The sequence below is a fragment of the Actinomadura litoris genome (assembly GCF_009733595.1).
In the GTDB taxonomy this organism is placed as follows: Bacteria; Actinomycetota; Actinomycetes; order Streptosporangiales; family Streptosporangiaceae; genus Spirillospora; species Spirillospora litoris.
The window spans coordinates 51,692-70,227 of the sequence record NZ_WOFH01000017.1; the positions used below are offsets into that span (position 1 = coordinate 51,692).

Annotated in this window: 19 protein-coding genes; 10 read left to right on the forward strand and 9 right to left on the reverse strand. The window is 72.2% G+C overall.

What is annotated here, in order from left to right; genetic code table 11:
* Nucleotide 1 precedes the first annotated feature (1 nt).
* The 4 genes from GNZ18_RS35865 to GNZ18_RS35880 all read left to right on the forward strand — a co-directional run bounded on the left by GNZ18_RS35865 (nt 2) and on the right by GNZ18_RS35880 (nt 4,623).
* Complete coding sequence (locus GNZ18_RS35865) at nt 2-796, forward strand: FHA domain-containing protein (protein ID WP_156221181.1); 795 nt, start codon at nt 2-4, stop codon at nt 794-796.
* Nucleotides 793-2,292: a GlnX family signal transduction membrane protein gene (locus GNZ18_RS35870; protein WP_246251112.1), complete on the forward strand. Its 1,500-nt coding sequence runs from the start codon at nt 793-795 to the stop codon at nt 2,290-2,292. The genes GNZ18_RS35865 and GNZ18_RS35870 overlap by 4 nt, the downstream gene beginning before the upstream one ends.
* Before the next feature lie 108 nt (nt 2,293-2,400).
* The gene (locus tag GNZ18_RS35875; RefSeq protein WP_312874938.1) at nt 2,401-3,216 is read left to right on the forward strand and encodes a glutamate ABC transporter substrate-binding protein; all 816 of its coding nucleotides are present in this window, start codon (nt 2,401-2,403) and stop codon (nt 3,214-3,216) included.
* 180 nt (nt 3,217-3,396) lie between these two features.
* The gene (locus GNZ18_RS35880) at nt 3,397-4,623 is read left to right on the forward strand and encodes a hypothetical protein (protein ID WP_156221184.1); all 1,227 of its coding nucleotides are present in this window, start codon (nt 3,397-3,399) and stop codon (nt 4,621-4,623) included.
* Here GNZ18_RS35880 and GNZ18_RS35885 read toward each other — a convergent pair.
* Nucleotides 4,620-5,294: a hypothetical protein gene (locus tag GNZ18_RS35885; protein ID WP_246251114.1), complete on the reverse strand. Its 675-nt coding sequence runs from the start codon at nt 5,292-5,294 to the stop codon at nt 4,620-4,622. The genes GNZ18_RS35880 and GNZ18_RS35885 overlap by 4 nt on opposite strands.
* Before the next feature lie 160 nt (nt 5,295-5,454).
* Here GNZ18_RS35885 and GNZ18_RS35890 point away from each other — a divergent pair, with 160 nt between their 5' ends.
* Nucleotides 5,455-5,973, forward strand: a complete 519-nt coding sequence (locus GNZ18_RS35890) for a PH domain-containing protein (RefSeq protein ID WP_372492362.1) — start codon at nt 5,455-5,457, stop codon at nt 5,971-5,973.
* A gap of 56 nt (nt 5,974-6,029) precedes the next feature.
* The gene (locus GNZ18_RS35895; RefSeq protein WP_156221186.1) at nt 6,030-7,223 is read left to right on the forward strand and encodes a serine hydrolase domain-containing protein; all 1,194 of its coding nucleotides are present in this window, start codon (nt 6,030-6,032) and stop codon (nt 7,221-7,223) included.
* Here GNZ18_RS35895 and GNZ18_RS35900 read toward each other — a convergent pair.
* The 5 genes from GNZ18_RS35900 to GNZ18_RS35920 are packed head-to-tail and all read right to left on the reverse strand — an operon-like array spanning nt 7,205 to nt 12,725.
* Nucleotides 7,205-8,014, reverse strand: coding sequence for an ABC transporter permease (locus GNZ18_RS35900; protein WP_156221188.1), 810 nt, complete (start codon nt 8,012-8,014; stop codon nt 7,205-7,207). The genes GNZ18_RS35895 and GNZ18_RS35900 overlap by 19 nt on opposite strands.
* Nucleotides 8,011-8,850 carry an ABC transporter permease gene (locus GNZ18_RS35905; RefSeq protein WP_156221346.1) on the reverse strand — a complete coding sequence of 280 codons (840 nt, stop codon included), beginning with the start codon at nt 8,848-8,850 and terminating at the stop codon, nt 8,011-8,013. Before GNZ18_RS35905 ends, GNZ18_RS35900 begins: the two co-directional genes overlap by 4 nt.
* A gap of 32 nt (nt 8,851-8,882) precedes the next feature.
* Nucleotides 8,883-10,130 carry a polyamine ABC transporter substrate-binding protein gene (locus tag GNZ18_RS35910; RefSeq protein WP_312874939.1) on the reverse strand — a complete coding sequence of 416 codons (1,248 nt, stop codon included), beginning with the start codon at nt 10,128-10,130 and terminating at the stop codon, nt 8,883-8,885.
* Nucleotides 10,127-11,260 carry an ABC transporter ATP-binding protein gene (locus tag GNZ18_RS35915; RefSeq protein ID WP_156221190.1) on the reverse strand — a complete coding sequence of 378 codons (1,134 nt, stop codon included), beginning with the start codon at nt 11,258-11,260 and terminating at the stop codon, nt 10,127-10,129. Before GNZ18_RS35915 ends, GNZ18_RS35910 begins: the two co-directional genes overlap by 4 nt.
* A 31-nt stretch (nt 11,261-11,291) precedes the next feature.
* The gene (locus GNZ18_RS35920; protein ID WP_156221192.1) at nt 11,292-12,725 is read right to left on the reverse strand and encodes a gamma-aminobutyraldehyde dehydrogenase; all 1,434 of its coding nucleotides are present in this window, start codon (nt 12,723-12,725) and stop codon (nt 11,292-11,294) included.
* Between the two features lie 162 nt (nt 12,726-12,887).
* On the opposite strand from GNZ18_RS35920, the gene GNZ18_RS35925 reads away from it, so the two are divergent.
* Together GNZ18_RS35925 and GNZ18_RS35930 are read left to right on the forward strand one after the other, a co-directional pair.
* Entirely contained in the window at nt 12,888-13,370 is a 483-nt protein-coding gene (locus GNZ18_RS35925) for an Lrp/AsnC family transcriptional regulator (RefSeq protein WP_156221194.1), read from the forward strand.
* A gap of 93 nt (nt 13,371-13,463) precedes the next feature.
* The gene (locus tag GNZ18_RS35930; protein WP_156221197.1) at nt 13,464-13,721 is read left to right on the forward strand and encodes a type II toxin -antitoxin system TacA 1-like antitoxin; all 258 of its coding nucleotides are present in this window, start codon (nt 13,464-13,466) and stop codon (nt 13,719-13,721) included.
* A 412-nt stretch (nt 13,722-14,133) separates the two neighbouring features.
* On the opposite strand, the gene GNZ18_RS35935 is transcribed toward GNZ18_RS35930, so the two are convergent.
* On the reverse strand, nt 14,134-14,550 hold the full coding sequence (locus GNZ18_RS35935; protein ID WP_312874940.1) for an HIT family protein: 417 nt from the start codon (nt 14,548-14,550) through the stop codon (nt 14,134-14,136).
* A gap of 183 nt (nt 14,551-14,733) precedes the next feature.
* Between GNZ18_RS35935 and GNZ18_RS41580 the strand changes: the two genes are divergently transcribed.
* Both GNZ18_RS41580 and GNZ18_RS35945 read left to right on the forward strand, forming a co-directional pair.
* Entirely contained in the window at nt 14,734-16,140 is a 1,407-nt protein-coding gene (locus tag GNZ18_RS41580) for an ATP-binding cassette domain-containing protein (RefSeq protein ID WP_216651556.1), read from the forward strand.
* Nucleotides 16,137-16,826 (forward strand): hypothetical protein, encoded by a 690-nt coding sequence (locus GNZ18_RS35945; protein ID WP_156221199.1) that lies wholly within the window; start codon nt 16,137-16,139, stop codon nt 16,824-16,826. Before GNZ18_RS41580 ends, GNZ18_RS35945 begins: the two co-directional genes overlap by 4 nt.
* 288 nt (nt 16,827-17,114) lie before the next feature.
* Here the strand turns inward: GNZ18_RS35945 and GNZ18_RS35950 are convergent, their stop codons facing one another.
* Both GNZ18_RS35950 and GNZ18_RS43450 read right to left on the reverse strand, forming a co-directional pair.
* Nucleotides 17,115-17,942 carry a DUF1963 domain-containing protein gene (locus GNZ18_RS35950; RefSeq protein ID WP_156221201.1) on the reverse strand — a complete coding sequence of 276 codons (828 nt, stop codon included), beginning with the start codon at nt 17,940-17,942 and terminating at the stop codon, nt 17,115-17,117.
* Nucleotides 17,943-18,002: 60 nt separating this feature from the next.
* Entirely contained in the window at nt 18,003-18,515 is a 513-nt protein-coding gene (locus GNZ18_RS43450) for a DivIVA domain-containing protein (protein WP_156221203.1), read from the reverse strand.
* Nucleotides 18,516-18,536 lie beyond the last annotated feature (21 nt).

Below are 18,536 nucleotides of genomic sequence, written 5' to 3' on the forward strand. Positions count from 1 at the left end.
CATGCCGACCTGCCCCAACGGCCACTCCTCGCAGTCGGACGACTACTGCGACCTGTGCGGCGAGCGCATCGGCGCGGCGTCCGGCGCGTCCGCCCCGTCGGTCCCCTCGGGCGGCGGCGGAGGGGTGGGCGTCCCGACGCAGGCGATGCCCACGCCCGGCGGCACCCGGTGCCCCGACTGCGGGACGCCCGCGAGCGACCGGTTCTGCGAGGCGTGCGGCTACGACTTCGCCACGGGCGGCGGCAGGCCGACCCCTCCGCAGCCGGCCCCGGCCCCGGCTCCGAGCTCGTCCCTCTCGCCGCCGCCCGCCCCGGCTCCGGCGCCGGTCCCGGTCCCGAATCCGGCGCCGCCCCCGGCTCCGTCCCCCGCCCCGAACGGCGCGGGGGCGTGGACGGCCGTGGTGATCGCCGACCGCGACTACTACAACGCGGTCATCGCCGAGGAGGGCCCGGACTCGGCGTCCCTCTCCTTCCCGCCCTACGCCCCGGAACGGCGCATCCCGCTCGTCAAGCGGGAGGTCCGCATCGGGCGGCGCAGCTCGTCCCGGCCCGAACCGCCCGAGATCGACCTGCGCGAGCCCCCGGAGGACCCCGGCGTCTCGCACACCCACGCGGTCCTGCTCGCCAAGCCGGACGGCACCTGGACGCTGGTGGACCCCGGCTCCACCAACCGGACCTGCCTCAACGGGTCCACCACCCCGATCCCGTTCAACGTCGAGGTGCCGCTCTCCGAGGGCGACCGCATCCACATCGGCGCCTGGACCACCATCACGCTCACACGAGGCGAGGCGACATGACCGCCGTTCAGCAGACGCCCGCGACGGGGACGGCCGCCACCGCGTCCGGCGCGCCCCCCGCCCGGCGCGGCCCGTCCTCGATCCGGCCGAGGCGCACCCCGCCGCCGGCGCGGAAGGGCCTCGCGCGGACGCTGCCGCGCACGGTCGCGGGACGCGTCCGGACGCTGACGGCGCTCGCCCTCGCGCTGCTGCTCGGGCTGCTCGGCGCGGCGTGGTGGGCGGTCGCGAGCGCCCGCGAGGGCGTCCAGGTGATCGGGTACGACGCGGGCCCGCAGGTCGTCGCGACCGGCGACCTGTACTTCCAGCTCACCGAGATGGACGCGCAGCTCGCCGACGCGCTGCTCATCGGCGGCGCCCCCGGCGGCGGCCGCGACCGGGCCCTCGCCGCCTACGACCGGAGCCGCGCGAAGGCCGGCGAGGCGCTGCTCCAGGCCGCCAAGCTCGCCGACGAGTACACCGAGGACACCACCGCCCGCGAGCTGGTGTTCGCGCTCGGCCGGTACGAGCGGCTCGCCACCCAGGCCCTCGACCTCGACCGGCGGGCCGGGCACACCTCCGGGGCGCCGCCGCAGAACGTCGTGCTGCAGTACCGCGCCGCGACCGACCTGATGAAGCTGGACCTGCTGCCCAAGGCCTACAACCTGACGCTCGACAACGGCACCCTCGTCCGGCACACCTACGAGGACCGGCGGTCCGACGTGCTGGACGGGCGCACGCTGATCCTCGTCACGGGCGTGGCGCTGCTGGTCGTGCTGGTCGGTCTCCAGGTGTACATGGCGGCCCGGTTCCGGCGGACGCTGAACCCGGCGCTGGCCCTCGCCACGCTCCTCACGCTCGTCCTGACCGGGGTGAGCGCGGTGATGCTGTCCGGGCAGGCGAACCATCTGCGCGACGCCAAGGACGACGGTTTCGACTCGATCCTGGCGCTGTCGCGCGCCCGCGCCATCAGCAACAGCGCGAACGCCGACGAGACGCGGTACCTCATCGACCCCGGTCGGGCGGACTCCTACGAGCAGGTGTTCCTGAGCAAGTCCCAGACCGTCCTGTACCTGAAGGCCGGGAATCTGAACGAGTACAACCAGGCGGTGCAGAAGGGGCTGGACTTCGAGCGGGGGCGGGTGCCGTTCCTCGGGTTCTTCGGCACCGAGGCGTCGCGCTCGACCGACGGCAGGCAGCGCGGCGCGCTCGTCAAGGTGCTGGAGGAGTACCGGCGGTTCCAGGCGAACGACCGCCGGATGCGGGACCTCGTGAACGGCGGGCAGCGCGCCCAGGCGGTCGCGGCGCACGACGCCGCCGCGGGCGACTACGTCCGCTACGACAAGTCCCTCCAGTCGCTGATCGAGGCGCACCAGGCCGCGTTCCGCGCCGCGGTCGCGGACGGCGAGGGAGGCACGGAGGGCTGGTACGGCGTCCTGCCGGTGGCCGGCGTGATCATCATCGCGCTCACGCTGATCGGTGTGCGCCCCCGGCTGGCGGAGTACCGATGGTCTAGGTGAGGGGGCGTCATGGGCGCAGCACGGTCGGCACGGTCGAGGCCGGCACGGTCGGGATCGGCACGGTCGGTACGGCGGCGGGGCGCGCCGCCGCGCGCCGGCGCGGGGGCGGTGCTCGCGGCCGGGGCGCTCCTCGCGGCCGGCGCCTGCGGGGTCGCCGACGCGGGCGAGAGCTCCGTCGCGAGGAAGGACAGCCTCGTCGTCGGGGTCAACTCCGACCAGCCCGGCGTCGGCCAGCGCGTCGGAGGCGGCCACCAGGGCTTCGACATCGACGTCGCGAAGGAGGTCGCCCGCCGCCTCGGTGTGCCCCCGGAGAACCTCACCTTCAAGCAGGTCGGCTACGCGACCCGCGACTCGATGCTGCGGTCGGGCAAGGTCGACCTCGTCGTGGCGAGCTACTCCATCACGCCCGAGCGCAAGACACGGGTGACGTTCGCGGGCCCGTACTACGTCGCGCACCAGGACATCCTCGTCCCCGCGTCGGACACCTCCGTCAAGGACGTGCACGACCTGAAGGGCAAGCGCCTGTGCAAGGTCCCGGGGTCGGTCTCGTTCCCGCGCGTGCACGACGAGAAGGGCGTCGCCGCGCTGCCGGTCGAGGCCGGCGGCTACGCGGCCTGCGTGGCCGAGATGTCGGCCGGACGGATGGACGCGGTGTCCACCGACGACCTGATCCTCGCGGGCCTCGCGGCGCAGGCGGCGAAAGACGGGCGGGGCCGCCCGCCGCGGTTCGTGAACGCACCGTTCTCGGACGAGCCGTACGGCATCGGCATCCGCAAGGGCGACCTCGACGGCTGCGAGGCCGTCAACAAGGCGATCACCGAGATGTACCAGGGCTCCACGATGCGCGACCTGCTGGCGAAGTGGTTCGGCGACACCACCCTCAAGGTGACCACGACCGTCCCGCAGTTCGAGGGCTGTGACTGACCGCGACCGCGCGGGACGGGGGCGTGACGTCGGCGCCGTCCACGGGGGCTCGGGGCGCGGTTGAGACCGGATGGCCACTGAGATCAGTCGGTTACGTAAGTTCCGGTCGTCGCACGTGATCGTAAGTTATGGTCGCGAACAAAACCCGAACCGGTGGAATACGGCCGCCTGAGGAGTGCCATGACGACGGTCATCCTGGTGGTGATGTGCGTCGTGGTGGGGGCGCTGGAGCTCTACGCCGGAAAGCAGAGCAAGGACCAGGCGAACGCGTTCACGCGCCGGATCGAGGAGCTGAACCAGCAGGTCACCAAGCAGAACAACGTGCTGGTGACGGTCGGCGAGCAGCTCACGGCCGAGCTGGCGCGGGTGAAGCAGGACGTGCTGCCCGCGCTCGACGACCGGCTCCGGCACAGCAGCGGGCAGGTCGACGAGCTGGCCGCGCGCGTCCACGAGGCCGACGACCACCTGCGCACGCAGGGCGCGCGGCTCCAGGAGCTCGAACAGCAGCGGGTCACGCTCGCCGCGCTGCGCCGGAAGCTGACCGAGGTCGAGGCGACGGTGCGGGCGGTGACCGGCGCGGGCGCCGCCGCCGTCGAGGGCAGGGTCGACGCCGCGCTGGACCGGCTGGCCGAGCTGGAGCGCGGCGGCGCGGAGATCCTGGTGCTCCAGCGCACGCTCACACGGACGCTGGAGACCGTCGAGGACGTCGTCGCCGAGCTGCTCCGCTTCACCGAGGGCAGGCTGGACGACACCGTCGCCGCCGCGCTGACCGGCCGCCCCCAGCCGCCCGCGGGGGCGCTCAGCGGCTCCCCCGCCGCCGACGCCGGCGTCACCGCCACGGGACGGCTGTGGACGCGCGACGAGCAGCTCCAGGACATCCTCACCGACCTGTACGAGCGGTGCGTCCACGCGAACCGGCTCGACGTCCGGTTCCGCACGGCCGAGGGCGGCGAGGGGCCCGCGACGGGGTCCTCCGCGCGGCACCGCTACTTCCTCGGCGGGCAGGACGCCGAGGACCTCGCCGGGGCATTCAGCGCCCTGCTCATCTCGACCGGCGCCGACCTGCCCCGCAACGGCCCGGCGTCCGGCGACGGGCGGCGCGGCCTCGCCCGCGTCGAGCCCGGCCTGCCCTCCGGTGTCGCGCCGAGCCGCCCGCCCGAGGACGAGGCCGCGCTCAAGGCGCTGCTGCGCGCGCTGTTCGAGAGCGCCGGGGCGGTGGCGCAGATCGGCCCGCTGATGGCCGTCCGGACCCGGGACGAGCTGCTGTGCGCGGTGCTGACCGCGCCGCAGTCGCTGGAGCTGGAGAGCGACGAGGTCTTCTGGGACCCGGCCGCCGCGACCGTCCGGCTGCGGCGCCTGCCGTCCCACCAGCTCTGGGACCTCACCGCATGGGCCGCGACGTCCTAGGGGGCCGCGAGGACGGTCCCGTAGGCGCGGACGGTGCGCTCCGCCGGATCCCCCAGGCGCACGTACACCGGGCACCGGGCGGCGCGCGTCGTCGGTTCCACCTCGGCGCACAGCCCGACCCCGGCCGCGCGGTCGAGGAAGACGACGTTCTCCACCGCGCGGGCGCCGCGCACCGCATACGGCACCGAGTCGGCGTCGCCGGCGTCGAGGAGCTCCTCGAAGGTCAGCCTGCGCGCGAACCGCACCAGCGCCGCCGCGTCCACGACCCGGGTGCCGATCGCCGCGCTCGGACCGGCGACGACCAGTCCGAAGCTCGGGCTCTCGCGGCCGCGCACGTAGATCTCGCGGTCGGGCTCCAGGCCCCGCCGCCGCTCGGGCAGGTGCAGGCCGAACCCGGCCTCGCCGTCCAGGAACGCGGGAGGCCCGACCCACACGGGAGCGGCCCGCCGCCCGCCGGGCGCCGCCTGCCGCACCACCTGGTGGGCGCCCGCGGGCGCCTCCCAGCCCGGCAGGTACACGCCGAGCCCGCGCAGCAGCAGCCGCCAGATCGGCCGTCCGGTCACGCCGGGCGCGAACGCGCCCCGCGCACCTCCGGCGTCCCGCGCCGACTCACCCGGCCCGTCCATCGGCCGGTCGCCCGGCCCGCCCACCGGCTCCCGCACCCCGTCCATGCCCATCATCATCAGCCGACGATCCGGCGCGCACAAGGCCGGACCGCCGGGCCTCCTCGCCGGGCCCGCGGGCGCCCCGCGGCCTTACCGCGCGGCCTCTGCACCGGCGCCGCCCGTTCGGCTACGGTTGGACCCACCAGACCATGACGAGGACGCCACCGTGAATCTGCAGGACATGATGGTGCGCCGCGACAACTCCTCGCGGACGGTCGACAAGTATCTGATGGCCTACGAGGGCCGTGTCATCGCCGTGCGGCGCCACCCCGCCGTGCTGCTGTTCCCCGTGGCGCTGGTGGTCGGCGGGCTCATCGCGTGCGGCGCCGCCTACGCGGTCTCGGGCGTCCTGTGGCTCTGGTTCCTGTGGCTGATCGCGATCGGCTACCTGGTCTGGAAGCTCATCGCCTGGTCGGTGGAGTTCTTCCTGGTCACCGAGCACCGCGTGATGCTGGTCAGCGGCATCCTCAACCGCAACGTCGCGATGATGCCGCTGGCGAAGGTCACCGACATCGCGCTGGAGCGCTCCGTCGCCGGGCGGATGCTCGGGTACGGCGAGTTCGTGATGGAGTCGGCGGGCCAGAAGCAGGCGCTGCGCAACGTGGGCTTCATGCCGTATCCGGAGCAGCTCTACCTGGAGGTGTCGTCGGTCATCTTCGGCACGATCGACGAGTCCCCCGACTGACGCGCCGCCCGGCTGACACGCGGCACGGCGCCGACCCACGGATGGAGCGCGAGAACATGGCCTTCTCCCCCGCGCCGCTCGACGCGATGCGCGACGCCATGGCCGGGCACATCGAGCGGGGCGCGCTGCCGGGTCTGGTCACGGTCGTGTCCCGGCGCGGCGAGACCCGTGTCGAGGCGCTCGGGGCCGCGTCGGTCGGCGGCCCCCCGATGAGCCGCGGCACCCTCTTCCGGATCACCTCGATGACCAAGCCGATCGCGGCGGTGGCGGCGCTGACGCTCGTCGAGGAGGGCGTGCTGCGCCTGGACGACCCGGTGGACGCCCTCCTGCCCGAGCTCGCGGGACGCCGCGTCCTGCGCGCCCCGGAGGGGCCGCTGGAGGACACCGTGCCCGCCGCCCGTCCCATCACCCTCCGGGACCTGCTCACCTTCCGCTGCGGCCTCGGCATCGCGCTGGACGGCTCCCTCTTCGGGACGCCGTTCGACGACGCCGTCCGCGAGCTGGGCCTCATGGGGTTCGGCCCGCCGCGTCCGGACGCGCCCCACACCGCCGACGAGTGGCTCGGGCTCGTCGGGACGCTGCCGCTCCAGTGCCAGCCCGGTGAGCGGTGGCTCTACAACACCGGGTACGTCATCCTCGGCATCCTCATCGCGCGCGCCTCGGGGCGTCCGCTGGAGGCGTTCCTGCGCGAGCGCCTGTTCGAGCCGCTCGGCATGCGCGACACCGGGTTCCACGTCCCCGCCGCCGACCAGGGGCGCCTCGCCGACTCCTACTCGCCGGACGACGCCGACGGCCGGCTCACCGTGTACGACGGCGCCGACGGCCGCTGGAGCCGTCCGCCCGCGTTCCCCGACGCCGGGGCCGGGCTGGTGTCGAGCGCGGACGACTACCTGGCGTTCGCCCGGATGCTGGCGGACGGCGGCGCGCACGGGGGCGCGCACGGCGGGGGGCGGCTGCTGTCGCGGCGGACGGTCGAGCTGATGACCACCGACCAGCTCGCCCCCGGGCAGCACGCGGACGCGCTCGGCGAGGCGCGCGGCTGGGGGTTCGGCGTGTCGGTCGTGCTGCGCCGCGACGAGCCGTACGCGACGCCCGGACGGTACGGCTGGAACGGCGGGTTCGGGACGTCCTGGGCGAACGACCCCGCCGAGGACCTGACCGCGATCCTGCTGACGCAGCGTCCGATGCCGCCGGGCGCCTCTCCCGTCCGCGACGACTTCTGGACGTCGGTCTACCGGTCCCTCGCCTGAGGCCCCGCCGCGGCGGCGGTCCGCCGCGCCACGACCACGGCGATCAGCGCGCCGGACGCGAAGATGAGCGTGCCCATCACGTTGACCTGCGGCGGCGTCCCGGTCCGCGTCGAGCCGTAGATCCACAGCGGGAACGTGACCGTGGCCCCGCCGGTGAAGCCGGTGATCACGAAGTCGTCGACCGACAGCGTGAACGCCAGCAGCGCGCCCGCGACCACCCCCGGCCTGATCATCGGGAGCGTGACGAGCCGGAACCGCGTCCACGGCCCGGCGCCCAGGTCCCGCGCGGCCTCCTCGACCGCCGGGTCGAGGCGCGCGACGCGGGCGCGGACGGTCACCGCCACGAACGCGATCGAGAACATCACGTGCGCGGCGAGCACCGTCGGGTAGCCGCGCGGCACGCCGAACGTGACGAACATGGACAGCAGCGACGCGCCCATCACGATCTCCGGGCACGAGATCGCCATCAGCAGCACCAGGTTCGCCGCGCCGCCGCCGCGGAACCGGTGGCGGCCGAGCGCGATGCCCGCGAGCGTCCCGATGACCGTGCTGACCAGCGTGCTGAGCAGCGCGATCGTCAGCGAGTTCAGCACGGCCGTGGTGAGGTCGCCCTTGTCGAGCAGGTGCGCGTACCACCTGAGCGTGAAGCCCTCCCAGCGGAAGTTCTGCTTGCCGTGGGCGTCGTTGAACCCGAACGCGATCATGACCGCGACGGGCAGGAGCAGCCAGGCGATCAGCAGCAGCGTGTAGACGCGCAGGCCGGAGACGGCCTCGCGGGGGCGGGGCGTCATCGTCCGGCCGCCACGTCCAGCACGCTCCGGGCCCCCCGGGCGCCGAGGGCGCGGGCGTAGGCGAAGACGCCGAGCAGCAGCACCGCCATCAGCGCGAACGACAGCGCGGACGCGACCGGGTAGGCGCCGTTGTCGAAGTACTCCGCCTGGATCACGTTGCCGACCATGGTGTCGCGGGGACCGCCGAGCACCTCGGCGTTGACGTAGTCCGCCGACGCGGGCGCGAACGTCATGATCACCCCGGCGAGGACGCCCGGGAGCGACAGCGGCAGGACCACTCGCGCGAACGCCTGCGCCCGGCTCGCGTACAGGTCGTGGGCGGCCTCCACAAGGCGGGGGTCGATCCGCTCCAGGGCGACGTAGATGGGCAGCACCATGAACGGGAGGAAGTTGTAGGTCAGCCCCGACACGACGGCGAAGCCTGTATCCAGAACGTGGAAATCCTGCGGGAGGATGCCGTGGTCGCGCAGGGGCCCGAGCAGCGGGCCGTTGTCGGTCAGGACGAGCTTCCAGGAGACCGTCCTGAGCACATACGAGACGAAGTACGGCAGCAGCAGCAGGACCAGGTACGTCGACTTGTGGCGACCGGCGCGGAACGCGATCCAGTACGCGGCCGGATAGGACAGCGCCGCGCACGCCGCCGTCGCCAGCAGGCCGTACCAGAGCGACCGCAGGAAGGCGTCCCTGTAGGTGTCCAGCGCGTAGGTGTAGTTCTGCCAGTGGAACGTCTGCCGGAACCCGTCCACGAGGTTGCCGGTCTGCAACGACAGCGACACCATCAGCGCCATCGGGACGACGAAGAACGCCGCCAGCCACAGGCCGCCCGGCAGGATCATCAGGTAGGGCGTGAACCGCCCCCGCGCACGCCTCACGAGCCTTTGGCGATGGGCTCGAAGATCCGCTGGTACCGCGTCTCCTCCGCCTGCGTGAGCCGCCGGTAGTGCCGCAACCGCGCGAGGTCGGCCTGGGACGGGAACACCAGCGGGCTCGTGCTCAGCCTGGTCAGCTCCCTCCTCTCGGCGCCGGTCGCCTTCGCCGCGTCCGCCGCGACGATCTCCCGCACCGCCGGGACGGGCGTGATGTAGTTGACGAACTCGGTCAGCGGCGCGTTGTTCGCCGGGACGTACAGCCAGTCGATGAGCGTGAGCGCGTCGACCGGGTTCTCGGCGGTCCTCGGGATGCACAGGTTGTCGGTCCAGAGGGTGCCGCCCTCCTCCGGCACGACGAATCTCACGTCGGGGCTGGTGAGGCTGTACACGTCACCGGACCACGCCATCGTCAGCCACACGTCGCCCTTGCTGACCGCGTCGACGTAGTCCTGCGTGTAGTACTTGCGGACGATCCCCCTGTCCCGCTGCTCGCGCAGCTTCGCGGCGGCGCGCTCCCAGTCGGCGGGGGTCGAGCGCTCCGGATCGACGCCGAGCAGGAACATCCCGAAACTGCCGAGTTCCTGCGAGTCGCCCAGCATGCCGACCCTGCCCTTGTACTTCGGGTCGAAGAGCTGGGCGATGCTGGTGATCTCGTCCTTGACGTACCGGGTGTTGTAGGCGATGCCGGTGATGCCCGACTGGTAGGGCACCGTGAACGCGTTGCCCGGATCGTAGGACGGGTTCCGGTAGGTCGGCCCCGCGTTCGCCGCGAAGTTCCGCAGGCGGGACCGATCCAACGGCGCCAGATAGCCGAGCTGGCGGCACTTCTCCAGCTGGATCCCGTTCGTCATGACCATCAGGTCGAACCCGATCGACTGCCCGGCGGCCAGCGGCGCCTGGATCTTGCCGAACCACGGCCCGGTCTCCTGGATGACCTCCCGGTAGGTCACGCCGATCCCGGTGGCCTTCTCGAACGCCTTGATCGTCTCGTGGTCGTCCTGCATGTAGCCCGGCCAGTTCGCCCAGCGCAGCCTGCCGTTGCCGGACCTGCCCGACCAGTACTCCCGGACGTCGCTCCGCCCGACCGCCGCCTTGCCGCCCTGCCCGTCCACGCCGCAGCCCGCCAGGACGAGCCCGGTCCCCATCAGCTGGAGCGCCCGGCGCCGCGAGACCCCCGTGCGCGCCGGCGGGGCCGCCGCGCGCGGACGCGTGAGCCCGCGGACGAGCTCGGGACGGATGTCGCTCACCGGGGTTCTCCTAGGGCGTACGAGTGGCGGGGGTCCCACGACAGCCAGACGACGTCCCCGCGGGCGGCAACGTCCTCCCCGGACGTGACGTTCTGCGAGAACACGACGACGTCCTTCCCGGCGGCCGTGGCGACGGTGTAGTTGGTGGAGGTCCCGAGATAGACGACCTCGGTCACGGTGCCGCGGATCCGGCACAGGCCGTCCGCCGGCCGGTCCCGTCCGATGCCGATCTTCTCCGGCCTGACGGTCAGCTCCAGCTTCCCGCCCTCGGCCGCGCCCCCGACCGGCACCTCGATCCGGCCGTCCGGCCCGTAGGAGATCACCGCCGTCCCGGGCCCCGCCTCAGCGATCTCGCCGCCCAGCAGGTTGGAGGTCCCGATGAACCCCGCGACGAACCGGGTCGCCGGACGCTCGTAGACCTCCCTCGGCGTCCCGAGCTGCTCGACGCGCCCCTCGTCCATGACGGCGACGCGGTCCGACATGGAGAGGGCCTCGCCCTGGTCGTGCGTCACGTAGACGAACGTGATGCCGACCTCCCGCTGGATGCGCTTCAGCTCCACCTGCATGGCCTGGCGCAGCTTCAGGTCGAGAGCGGCCAGCGGCTCGTCCAGCAGCAGGGCGCGCGGGCGGTTGACCAGCGCCCGCGCCAGCGCGACCCGCTGCTGCTGCCCGCCGGACAGCTCCGCCGGGCGGCGGCGCTCCCGTCCGGCGAGATCGACGAGATCCAACATCCCGCCCACCCGCGCCTTGACCTCCCCCTTGGGGACGCCACGGCGCCGCAGGCCGAACGCCACGTTGTCGAAGACGTTCATATGCGGGAACAGCGCATACGACTGGAACACCGTGTTGACGTCGCGTCTGCTGGCCGGGACCCCGGTGACGCTGGCTCCGTCCAGAAAGACCTCGCCCGCCGTGGGCTCCTCGAACCCCCCGGCCAACCGCAACGTCGTGGTCTTGCCGCAACCGGAAGGGCCCAGCAGCGAGAAGAACTCCCCGCGCGCTATCTCCAGATCGAGACCACGAACCGCGGCGACCGTCTCGCCGCGGGCGTGGTAGGTCTTCTCGACCCCGGCGAACTCGATGGCGGGACCCGCGCCGTCCGCCGGGGCGCCGGGAGGGGTCGAGGTCATGGGGCGTTCCTTCGCGCGGACGGGCGGACGGTCAGCCGCCGATGTAGTGCATGACGTGCTTGACGCGCGTGTAGTCCTCGATCCCGTACATCGACAGGTCCTTGCCGTAACCGGAGTGCTTGAAGCCGCCGTGCGGCATCTCCGACACGAGCGGGATATGGGTGTTGACCCACACCGCGCCGAAGTCGAGCGCCCTGGTCATGCGCATGGCCCGCCCGTGGTCACGCGTCCACACGCTGGCGGCCAGACCGTACCGCACGCCGTTCGCCCACTCGACGGCCTGCCCCTCGTCAGCGAACCGCTGGACGGTGATGACGGGGCCGAACACCTCCTCCTGCACCAGTTCGTCGTCCTGCCGGAGCCCGCCGACCACGGTCGGCGCGAAGAAGTACCCGCGGTCCCCGATCCGCTCGCCCCCCGTCAGGACCTCCGCGTGACCGGGCGCCCGGTCCAGGAACCCCTGGACGCGCTCCAACTGCCCCGCGCTGTTCACGGGGCCGTAGTAGGCGCCGGTGTCGCTCGGCGGCCCCACCGCCGTCCCCTTGGCGGCCTCGGTGAGCGCCTCGGCGAAGGCGTCGTGGACCCCGTCCGCGACGAGCACGCGCGTGGCCGCCGTGCAGTCCTGCCCCGCGTTGAAGTACCCGGCCTCGGCGATGCCCGCCGCCGCGGCCTCCACGTCCGCGTCGTCGAAGACCACGACCGGCGCCTTGCCGCCGAGCTCCAGGTGCACCCGCTTGAGGTCCTTCGCCGCCGCCGCCGCGACCTCCATCCCCGCGCGCACGCTGCCGGTGATCGACACCATCTGCGGCGTCGGGTGGTCGACGAGCGCGCGCCCGGTGTCCCGGTCGCCGCACAGCACGTTGAACACCCCCGGCGGCAGGAACTCCGCCGCGATCTCGGCCAGCAGCAGCGTGCTGACCGGCGTGGTCTCCGACGGCTTCAGCACGACCGTGTTCCCCGACGCCAGCGCCGGGCCGATCTTCCAGGCGGCCATCATCATGGGGTAGTTCCAGGGCGTCACCTGCGCGCACACCCCGATCGGCTCCCGCCTGATCGTGGAGGTGTGGTCGGCCATGTACTCGGCGCTCGCCCGCCCCTCCAGCACGCGGGACGCGCCCGCGAAGAACCGGAGGTTGTCCACCATCGGCGGCACCTCCTCGTCCCTGGTCAGCTGCAGGGGCTTGCCGGTGTCACGGCTCTCCGCCCTGACGAGGTCCTCGGCCCGCGCCTCGACCGCGTCCGCGAACCGCAGCATCGCGAGGCTCCGCTCCCCCGGCGTCGCGTCCCGCCACGCGGGGAACGCCCCCTCGGCGGCCCGGAACGCGGCGTCGACGTCCGCGGCGCCCGACAGCGGCGCCCGCGCGTACGGCTCGCCCGTGCTCGGATCGACGACCTCCAGGGTCCGCCCGTCCTTCGCGTCCACGTACTCGCCGCCGATAAAGTTGCGCAGCCGGTCGCCGCTCATCCAATCCCTCCCGGGGACCCTCGTCTGATGCGTTCTTGTCGGCCCGACCCTTACAGAGGATCCCGCCCAATTCAAGTGATCCGCTCGTCACGATCCAATTCGGCGACTGATTCCCTTGAAACAAATACCGCGCAGCCCCGACTCCGCAAATAGGAGATCACGATGACGGCCCAGCCGCCCGCCCGCCAAGGCACCCCCGCCGTCGCGCTCGACGCCACCGCCAAGCACATCATCGAGCAACTCCAGCAGGACGGGCGGCGCTCCTACGCGGCCATCGGCAAGGCGGTCGGGCTCTCCGAGGCGGCCGTCCGCCAGCGCGTCCAGAAGCTCCTGGACGCGGGCGTCATGCAGATCGTCGGCGTCACCGACCCCCTCATGCTCGGCTTCTCCCGCCGCCTCATGGTCGGCGTCCGCTGCGAGGGCGACCTGGAGTGGATCGCCGACGAGCTCGCCTCCGCCGAGGAGATCGACCACGTCGTCATCACCGCCGGGTCCCTCGACATCCTCGTCGAACTCGTCTGCGAGGACGACGACCGCGTCCTGGAGCTCCTCGGCCGCATCCGCGCCGTCCCCGGCGTCGTGTCGACCGAGAGTTTCGTCTATCTCCGGCTCCGCAAACAGTCCTACTCCTGGGGGACCCGCTGAGCCCCGGCTTCGCCCCGATAATCGTCCTTACAGAGGATGTCGCGGCCGCTCCTCCCGGCGTACTTTGAGATGCCGCACGGAAGGAGACCGGCCATGTCTGAGTCGGTTCGCCAGGACCTTCCCGCCATCGATCACATCGGTTTCCAGACGTCCGCGGAACAGACTCTCGTCATCCGCAAGGCGGCCGAACTGATCGGCTGGACGGTCCCCGAGTACGTGTTGTCCGCGGCACTGGACCGCGCGGAACGCGACCTCTACGAACACGCAGCAGCCCTAGCGGGCACCACACCACCCCCACCCGATCCCGGAACAGCAGAACCCTACGTGGCCGTCGTCGTGGCCCTGGGCTGACCCCACCGGCAAGGCCCGCCCCCAACCGGGCCTTGCCACCCACCCCCACACGAGCACGCCCTCCATAGCCCACCGATTCAAGGGGCTCCCCCCAAAGCCCCGCCATTCCCCACCGACCACCAAGCCCTGCCGCGCCCACCAAACCCCGCCACCACCCTCATTCAGCCTCCCTCCACAAACCGACGCCGCCATCCACCAAAGCCACACGGCGGCGCCGAAAAGCAACCGCACCCACACCCCCTCGCACCGCAGCAGCCACCAACCCACACCACAACCGGGGCCCACCCACAGCGCCCACACAAGGCCGCATCCACTCACGCCAGAAGTGTCACCTCTCAAGGGCGCGCAGGCCACTCCCCGCCCGGCTGGCCCGCTCGCTCTCACAGGCCCTCTCCCCGGGCATGACCGCGACTCAAAGACTCGCTGCGAGGCGGGCCGCGTAGTCGGCGGCCTCGGCGTCCGAGTCGTACTTCTGGCGCGGCCAGAAGAATCCGCGCAAGCCGTCCTTCTTGTTCCGCGGGACCACGTGGACGTGCAGGTGAGGGACGCTCTGGCTGATGCGGTTGTTCATGGCCACGAACGAACCCGCCGCGTCGAGCACCGACTCCATCGCCCCCGCCAGCCGCCGCGCGTGCCCGAAGAACTCCCCGAGGAACTCGGGCGGCAGGTCCCCCAAGGTCTCGTAATGCGTCCGTGGGACCAGCAGCGTGTGCCCCTTGAACAACGGCCGCGTATCGAGGAACGCCATCGCATCCGGGACGTCCAGCACGACATGCGCCGGCCGCTCCCCCTTCACGATCTCGCAGAAGAGGCACCCCTCACTCGCCACCAGCACGACCTCCGATCACCACAGCCCCTCAACCAGCGACCCAAGAAAATCACATCCCGACTGGGTCCACACACCGCCTCAACCGCAGCGTCCGCAGAGAGAACTCCGCCCGCGCGGGGCCGCGCCGCCGCCGATCCGGGGCTAACGCCGCGCTTACGGGCGGGTCACTACGGTCCGTGGACTATGCGGCTAGAGAGCGTCGCCTTTCGCTACCACCGTAGGGGCCCTTGGGTACTCAAGGACGTCACCCTCACGCTCCCCGCGGGCACTGTCACCGAGGTGACCGGACGCAACGGAGCGGGAAAGTCCACGCTGCTCCGACTGATCGCCGGGCTGCGCCGCCCCCACAAGGGGGCCGTTCACGATCGGCCGACCCGTGTGGGTTACGCACCAGAACGCTTCCCGGTGGACCAACCGTTCGAGGTTCGCTCCTACCTGAATCACATGTCAGCCATGCGTGGAGTTCCTCCCTCCTCCGTGAGCGCGTGGACGGAACGGCTCGGCTTGGAACACCTGCTCAACGTGCGCCTGCCGGAACTGTCCAAGGGCAGCGCACAGAAGGTCGGCCTGGTCCAGGCGCTCATGGACGATCCCGGTCTCCTGATCCTGGACGAGCCCTTCGCCGGCCTCGACGCCGCCACCCGCGACTCACTCCCGTCCCTGATCGCCGAACTGGCCGCCGGAGGCACCACCGTGGTGGTCAGCGATCACCAGCGGACCATCGAGAAGCTCCCCGAGCTAGGCCGCATACGCGTGGCCAACGCCGAGGTGGTTCACCTCCCTTCGGCTCCCCCAACGTCCACCCCACCCCTCCTGACCCACAACTCGACCGCCAAAGAGAAACTCCCCTCCCCCGCCACAACCACGACCGCCACCACCACACAAAGCACCGCCCCCACGCAAAGCACCGCCCCCACCCAAGGCACCGCCTCCACACAAGCCACCGCCCCCACGCAAGGCACCGCGCCCGCGCAAGGCACCGTCTTCGCGCAAGGCACCGCCTCCACACAAAGCACCGTCCCCACACAAGGCACCGCCTCCACGCAAAGCACCGCCCCCACACAAGGCACCGCCATAGCGAGCCCCACCGGCCCCGATAAGGCCACACCCACCCCAGACTCAGAACCCAGCCACGCCACCAACCCCCTCAGGTCCACCGAGCCCCTCCCCAACCCCGCCGAACCCGCCAGCGCGGCTAATCCCGCCGACGCCGCCGAACCCGTCAACGCCGCCGAACCCGTCAGCGCGGCTGAGCCCGTATTTCAGGCCAGCGCCATGCCGCGCTCGCTAGAGCCCACCCCCGCGGTCGGACCCCCGCACCAAGCCGAACCCACGACGGCGACGAAAGCCTCCGAGCACCCCGGGTTTTCCGGGCACACAGCGCCGGCAGAGGGCACCGAACTCCAGGAGCACATACGGGCCGCTGAGGGCGCGCGGGCGTTGGACGATGGGGGCAGCGGCGGTCCGCACGGGCGTGAGGGTGCGGCTGCGTGGACGGTTCTGACGGTCATCGTCAGGGAGGACGAAGCCGACGCCGTGGAGAACAGGCTGCGCGCTGAAGGCCACGACGTGCGGAGGGCGGAGAAGTGATCGCACTCGCCCGGTTCCAGGTCGAGGGTTATGTGCGCTCCCTGCGCGTGCTGCACCCCCTGATCGTGATCGCGTTGATCGTCTGCCTGGTCCTCCTCAACGGCCCGAGCGGACCGGACGCCCGCGAGCTCGGCGTCGCGAGCTTCGGGGACGTGGCGGCCTTCATGTTCCCGATCTGGGCGTGGGCGGCCCGCGCCCTGCTCGACACCCAGCCGGATGAGCAACGGTCGCTGTCGACGACCGCCGTCGGACGCACGTCCACCACCCTGTGGGCCGGGATACTCGCCGCGTACGGGGTGAACCTCTGCCTGGGTCTCGTCGCACTGCTGGTTCCTCTCTTCCAAGCGATCACGGTGGGCTCGCCCGCCCAGGCGGTGCTGACGGGGCTCGCGCTGTCCCCGCTGGTGGCCGCAGCCGGCACCCTCCTGGGAGCGTGGACGAGCCGGGCGGTCATACCTGCTCCGGGTGCCGCCCTTCTGGCAATGCTCGGCGGTGCGGCGGGCCTCGTCCTGATCGGACTGGGCCGCCTCTCGTGGCTCTCGATTCCCATGATCGAATGGCTCCGCGTCGCCCACGACGGCCCGGATGAGCTGGTCTCCGGCTTCCCGGCGATCGCCTTGCACCTCGCCATCTGGACGGCCGTGGTCGGCGCCGCCTACATGGCCACCCCCCGCTTCCGCCGTTGACCCCACACCGCTGAGACCGTTGCCTGAGGCGCACACGGCGGCTCCCAGGCAACAGCACCGTGCTGGACGGCACCCGCCCGAGCCCCCCACGACGAAGCCGCCGCGACCCAACCGGCGTGACCGGACTGGCGAGACATGTGGAGCGACGGCCTATGCAGGGCCGCAGGCGGCGCACCGGAGGGTGTGGGCTGGGGTTGTGGGCTGGAGGGTGTGGGCTGGAGGGGTGTGAGCTGGGTTGTGGGGCTGGGGTTGTGGATGCGGCGGGGGGGGCGTCGTGGCTTGTGGGGGTCAGGTGGCCTGGACGGTTAGCCATGTTCGTTCCAAAGGCTCGTTCTGGCGGCCGCAGAAGTACACGCGGCCTGGGTCGCCCCAGAACCACCCGAGGCGGTGGTCGGAGTCGAGTTGCAGCAGCAGGCGCCACTCGGCTGCGGCGGACTCCTCTTCCGGGGAGAGTGCGACGGGCTTGAAGGAGTCCAGGTCGCGGCCGGACGAGGCGTACATGCAGTCGGGGCCGACCGGGCGCTGGACGAGGGCGGGCCAGCCGCCCAGTTGGTGGACGGGTCTCTCGTCCGGCCAGGAATGTTGTGACCAGGCGGCATAGAGCTGCTCGTAGACCGCCACGACGCCGCTGTAGATCCGCTCCAGTCTCCGGACGACGGGCTCCTGCGGAGAGGGGAGAGAGATGTACGGGGCGGCGCCCAGACGGCACCGGGGGTATGTGGAGGCTCCCGACGGGGCGGCCGTCTCCCGCAGGTGTCCCGTGAAGATCCTCCAGCCGTCGCGCTGGCCTGCGGAGTCACCCCACGGACGCGGCGCCTCGCTCGCGTAGTAGAAGGCGGCCGTGCCCGTGGCCGGCAGCCCGGGGATCTCGCCGAGCACGGCTAACCCGGCGAAGTCGATCGCGCCGAGGAAGTCGAGGGGGCGGCCCTCCCATTCGGGCCAGCGTTCACCGGCCGGGAGCAGCGGGGCGCCGCCGAGCCGGACGCCGACCGCGCTCTCGGCGCCCAGCCGCAGCGCGGGACGGGTCAGGGGCAGCAGCGCGGCGACGACCTCCGGCTCGAAGAAGAGGCCGAACAGGGCGCGCAACCGTTGCAGTTGCGCTTCGAGTTGATCCATGTACGAAGCGTCGCGCGACCCGGTGCGTAGGCGCCAGCCCGTCGTACAACTGTGGATAACTCAGCGGCGTTCGAGGGCCCCCGCGAGCTGGACGAGGAACCGGTCGACCTCCTGCTCGTCGTAACCCGATCCGAACCGGACGACGCGGAACGCGCTTTCCCGCACGTCGCGGGCCGTCACCGGCGGGGCGGTCCCGCGCAGGCCCGCGATGACACGGTCCAAGAACGCGTCGACGTCGCGGACGTCGTAGCCCGTGCGCAGCCCGGCGCCCGCGAAGCGCGCGTTCTGGATCCAGTTGATCAGCCAGCCGGGGTGCACGCGGGGGCGCCCGGCCCGCTCGTCGTAGGGCGCGGTGCTCTGGAGCTCCCTGATGCACTCGCGGACCAGCTCGTCCACCGCGCGTTGCTCGTAGCCGCGCAGGACGACGTCGAACCGGATCGCGCGCACCTCGTCCACCGACACCGGCGGGCCGCCGTTCAGCGCCCGTGAGATCCGGCCCAGCAGGCCGTCCACCTGCCCCCGGTCATAGCCCCGCAGCGCCACCGGCAGCCGCGTACCCGCCCTCACCGCCACCCGTGCTCCCCCCGCGCGCGC